Consider the following 3,903-nt stretch of genomic DNA (forward strand, 5'->3'; position numbering starts at 1 on the left):
CACGGGGCGCAAGGCCGGCGCAAGCCGCTCCAACAACTGCAATTGCGCGCTGACCTGGGCAGGCTTGCGCCAGCCATCCAGACGCTCCAGCCAGCACAGCACTTTCTCGGCTTCCAGCGGGGCTGCCAGCAGCGCCTTGGTCGAGGCGGCATGGCGTGCCAGCTGCGCAACGCTATTGGGCAACTTCAAACGCACGGCCAGGGCTTCGCGCTGTGACTCACTCAGCACCGACACCAGCAGCGCATAGCGCCAGTGCGCCAGCGGCGGCTCGCGCTGTTCGGGAGCTGCCTGCATGGCCTCCAAGGCCTGGGCCAGACACGCCTTCGCTGCCAGCTCAGGCCACCACGCCGCCAACGCATCACACGCGGCCAGGGTCGTGAAATAGCACTCGGGGCTGGGTTCGGCCAGCGCCTTCTCGGTCTCGACCCACACGCGCTCGGCTGCCAGATGCGCCAGCTCTCCGCTGCGGCTGACCGCGCGCATCAAGTCCAGAGTGTCCGGCGCAACGGCAAACCCCATGGAGGCATAGCGGGCTAAAAAACGCGCAGTACGCAGTACGCGCAAGGGGTCTTCACTGAAGGCGGGGGAGACATGGCGAAGCCAGCGCTGCTCGATGTCCCGCTGGCCATGATAAGGGTCGGTCAAATGCCCATCCGCCGCCTGGGCGATGGCATTGATGGTCAGGTCCCGACGGGAGAGATCCTCTTCCAACGTCACGTCGGGGCTGGCGTGCACCTCGAACCCGCCATACCCGTGGCCCGACTTGCGCTCGGTACGCGCCAGCGCATACTCCTCCTGGGTAGCCGGGTGCAGGAACACCGGAAAATCGCGCCCGACGGGTTTGAATCCACGCTGCTGCATCATGTCGGGGGTTGCCCCCACCACCACCCAGTCGTGATCCACCACGGGCCATCCCAACAGCTCGTCCCGCACGGCCCCACCCACTCGGTAGACCTCCAGCCCTTGGGTGTATGTATCCAGCTGAAACATCAGCGGCCTCCCTGCTGGCTGGGCACGCTGACACGCTGGCCGCTCTCCAGCACCAGCGCGCTCAGCGAACCGCCCCACACGCACCCGGTATCGATCCCGTGCACATCCACCTTCGCGCCGGGAGTGCGCCCCTCCAGCGCCGCCCAGTGGCCAAACAGCAGGCGCAGATCGTCGGCACGGGGAAACTGGAACCAGGGCGCAAAGCCCGCAGGCGCGCTCTCCAACCCCTCCTTGGCAGCAAAATCGAGCCGCTCCTGGGCATCGATGAAGCGCATCCGAGTGAACACATTGACGATGCAGCGCAGCCTGTCCATGCCTTCGAGCTGGTCGTGGAAGCGGTCAGGCTGATTGCCGAACAGTTGGCTCAGGAAAGCTCCCGCCTGCTCGCTGCCCAGCGCTGCTTGTACTTCTCCGCTCAGCGCCAGCGCCTGTTCGGCACTCCAACTGGGCAGCAGCCCGGCGTGGGTCATCAGCGTGTTATCGGCCTGTACCGCCAGGGGAAGGCTTTGCAGCCAGTCCAGCAAATCGTCACAGTGCCGCGAAGACAGAATGTCGTCCAGCGTGTCGTGGCGCTTGAGCTTGCCGCCCCCCCGTGCCACCACCAGCAGGTGGAAATCGTGGTTCCCCAGCACGCTGCGTGCGGCGCTGCCCAGCGCTTTCACTTCCTTCAGGCAGGCCAGGGAGCCAGGCCCCCGGTTGATCAAATCGCCCACCAGCCAGAGCGTATCGCGGGCGGGATCAAAACTGATTTTATCCAGCAAGGCGACAAACTCGGCATGACATCCATGCAGGTCGCCAATGACATAAGTGCTCATGGGTAAAGGCCTGTTAACGCATTGACGGAGTTGGCTGGCGTGGGCGGCTTGTCGCGCATGGAAAACCGCCGACGAAGGCTCCCGCCTCAATGCAGCTGGCGGGGCACCGCTAACCGAAAGGGCGAGACGGGCACATCGAACGCCCGCTGGGTGTAGGTGTTCAACAAGGTGTAAGCACCCTCCATGACACCTACCGGGGTTTGCAGTATCGCTCGGCTGGTATAGCGGAACCGTTGCCCCGAGCCAATCAGCGGCTGCTGACCCACCACGCCCTTGCCGCGCACTTCCTGGCTGTCGCCATTGCCCTGGGTGATTTTCCAGTAGCGTGCCATCAGCTGCACGCTATGGGGGCTTTGGTTGTGCACCGTCACGGTGTAGCTGAACACGTAGCGGGCCTCGCTGGCACTCGACTCGGCGTCCTGAAACTCTGGCGTGACGCTGACCTCGATCTCCAGCCCGCTCACGCGTCACCACTCCGCTGTTCCACGTCCTCATTGGCGGCCACATGATTGGCGATGGTCACGTATTCCGCCACGGTCAGGGTTTGCGGGCGCCGGGCAGGGTCGATGCCCAACGCCTCCAGGGCCTCCGCACTGACCCGTCCCTTCAGGTTGTTGCGCAGCGTCTTGCGGCGCTGCCCAAAGGCCAGCTTGACCAGCTCGAAAAGCAGGGCCGGATCATCGGCCACCTGGGGTAGCGATGCATGGGGCGTCAGCCGCACAATGGCGGAATCGACCTTGGGACGGGGCACGAAGGCTTCCGGTGGCACGATGAACAGCTGGTCCACCTGACAGTAATACTGCGCCATCACCGAGAGCCGCCCCCAATCGGTGCTGCCGGGCTCGGCCGCCAGCCGCTCCACCACCTCTTTTTGCAGCATGAAGTGCATATCGGCGATGGCTGACCCCATGGTCAGCAGGTGCACGATCAGCGGCGTCGAAATGTTGTAAGGCAGATTCCCCACCACGCGCAGCGGCTGACCGTCGCCCTTGAGGGCGGCAAAATCGAACTTCAGCGCGTCGCCTTCGTGAATCACGAATTCGGGGTAGTTGAAAAACTGCACCCGCAACCCCGGAATCAGATCTCTATCCAGCTCGATGACTTCCAGCGTGCCGGTCGCTTCCAGCAAGGGAGCAGTGAGCGCGCCCTGGCCGGGACCGATTTCGACCAGCCGATCGCCTTCACGCGGCCCGATGGCACGGACAATCCGTGAAATGATCCCGAGATCACGGAGAAAGTTTTGACCGAAGCGTTTACGAGCACGGTGCTGCTGGGGCACTTGAGACATCTAACAGTGTTCCTTGGAGGGTTGATTCATGGGGCGGCCTGAGAGGAGGCACGCTGGGTGGCCAGCCGCTGGGCGAGTGCCACCGCCACGCCCAGGCTAGAGGGGTTGGCAATACCGCGGCCTGCCAAGTCCAGCGCCGTGCCATGGTCCACCGAGGTGCGTACCAGCGGCAGCCCCAGGGTGATGTTGGCAGCCTGACCAAAGCCTGCGTATTTTAGCACTGCCAGGCCCTGGTCGTGATACATCGCCAGTACCGCATCGACCTCCGCCAGATGGCGTGGGGTAAACAGGGTATCGGCCGGAAACGGGCCTTCCACGTTCAGGCCCTCGGCACGCAGCGCCTGCAGGGTGGGCGTGATGATTTCCAGCTCTTCGCGGCCCAGGTGGCCATCTTCACCCGCATGGGGGTTGAGCCCACACACCGCCACCCGAGGCTGGGCGATACCAAATTGACGCTGCAGGTCCGCCACCAGCAGACGGCTGATGCGCGCAATGCGCTCGCCGGTGATGGCATCCGCCACATCGCGCAGCGGCAGATGGGTGGTCACCAGAGCAACCCGCAGGTCGCTTTCGCCCTGCCACTGTGGCGACGTGGCGTGCAGCGCAGCGTCCGTGGCCAACAGCATGACCACCTCATCCACGCCGCAGGCGTCCCGCAGCCACTCGGTGTGGCCCGTGAAGTGCGGGTAGCCGCCTTCGATGATCACGCCCTTGTGCAGCGGGGCAGTCACCATGGCCGCCGCGTGTCCGGCCAGGCAGGCATCCACTGCCGTCTGCAGGGTGTCCAGCACATAGCCTGCATTGGCAGGG

The 3,903-nt window shown here is 64.6% G+C and carries 5 protein-coding genes; all 5 read right to left on the bottom strand.

The genetic code is table 11. The features are described 5' to 3' along the window. A partial coding sequence (locus B7L72_RS03050; RefSeq protein WP_081192470.1) for a polynucleotide adenylyltransferase occupies positions 1 to 990 on the bottom strand: 990 nt, incomplete at its 3' end. Next, entirely contained in the window at positions 990 to 1,805 is an 816-nt protein-coding gene (locus tag B7L72_RS03055) for a symmetrical bis(5'-nucleosyl)-tetraphosphatase (RefSeq protein WP_081192471.1), read from the bottom strand. The genes B7L72_RS03055 and B7L72_RS03050, both read right to left, overlap by 1 nt. Positions 1,806 to 1,891: 86 nt before the next feature. Next, entirely contained in the window at positions 1,892 to 2,269 is a 378-nt protein-coding gene (apaG, locus tag B7L72_RS03060) for a Co2+/Mg2+ efflux protein ApaG (RefSeq protein ID WP_081192472.1), read from the bottom strand. Beyond that, positions 2,266 to 3,093 (bottom strand): 16S rRNA (adenine(1518)-N(6)/adenine(1519)-N(6))-dimethyltransferase RsmA, encoded by an 828-nt coding sequence (rsmA, locus tag B7L72_RS03065; RefSeq protein WP_016916311.1) that lies wholly within the window; start codon positions 3,091 to 3,093, stop codon positions 2,266 to 2,268. The genes apaG and rsmA overlap by 4 nt, the downstream gene beginning before the upstream one ends. Positions 3,094 to 3,119: 26 nt before the next feature. Beyond that, the coding region (pdxA, locus tag B7L72_RS03070) for a 4-hydroxythreonine-4-phosphate dehydrogenase PdxA (protein WP_081192473.1) at positions 3,120 to 3,903 on the bottom strand (784 nt) is incomplete at its 5' end.

Origin of the sequence: Halomonas sp. BC1, assembly GCF_002078135.1 — a bacterium.
GTDB classification, from domain to species: domain Bacteria; phylum Pseudomonadota; class Gammaproteobacteria; order Pseudomonadales; family Halomonadaceae; genus Vreelandella; species Vreelandella stevensii.

What these genes read in the sequence shown, in the direction of transcription:
- B7L72_RS03055 (WP_081192471.1), bottom strand. Translation starts at nt 1,805, where the DNA reads ATGAGCACTTATGTCATTGGCGACCTGCATGGATGTCATGCCGAGTTT.
- rsmA (WP_016916311.1), bottom strand. Translation starts at nt 3,093, where the DNA reads ATGTCTCAAGTGCCCCAGCAGCACCGTGCTCGTAAACGCTTCGGTCAA.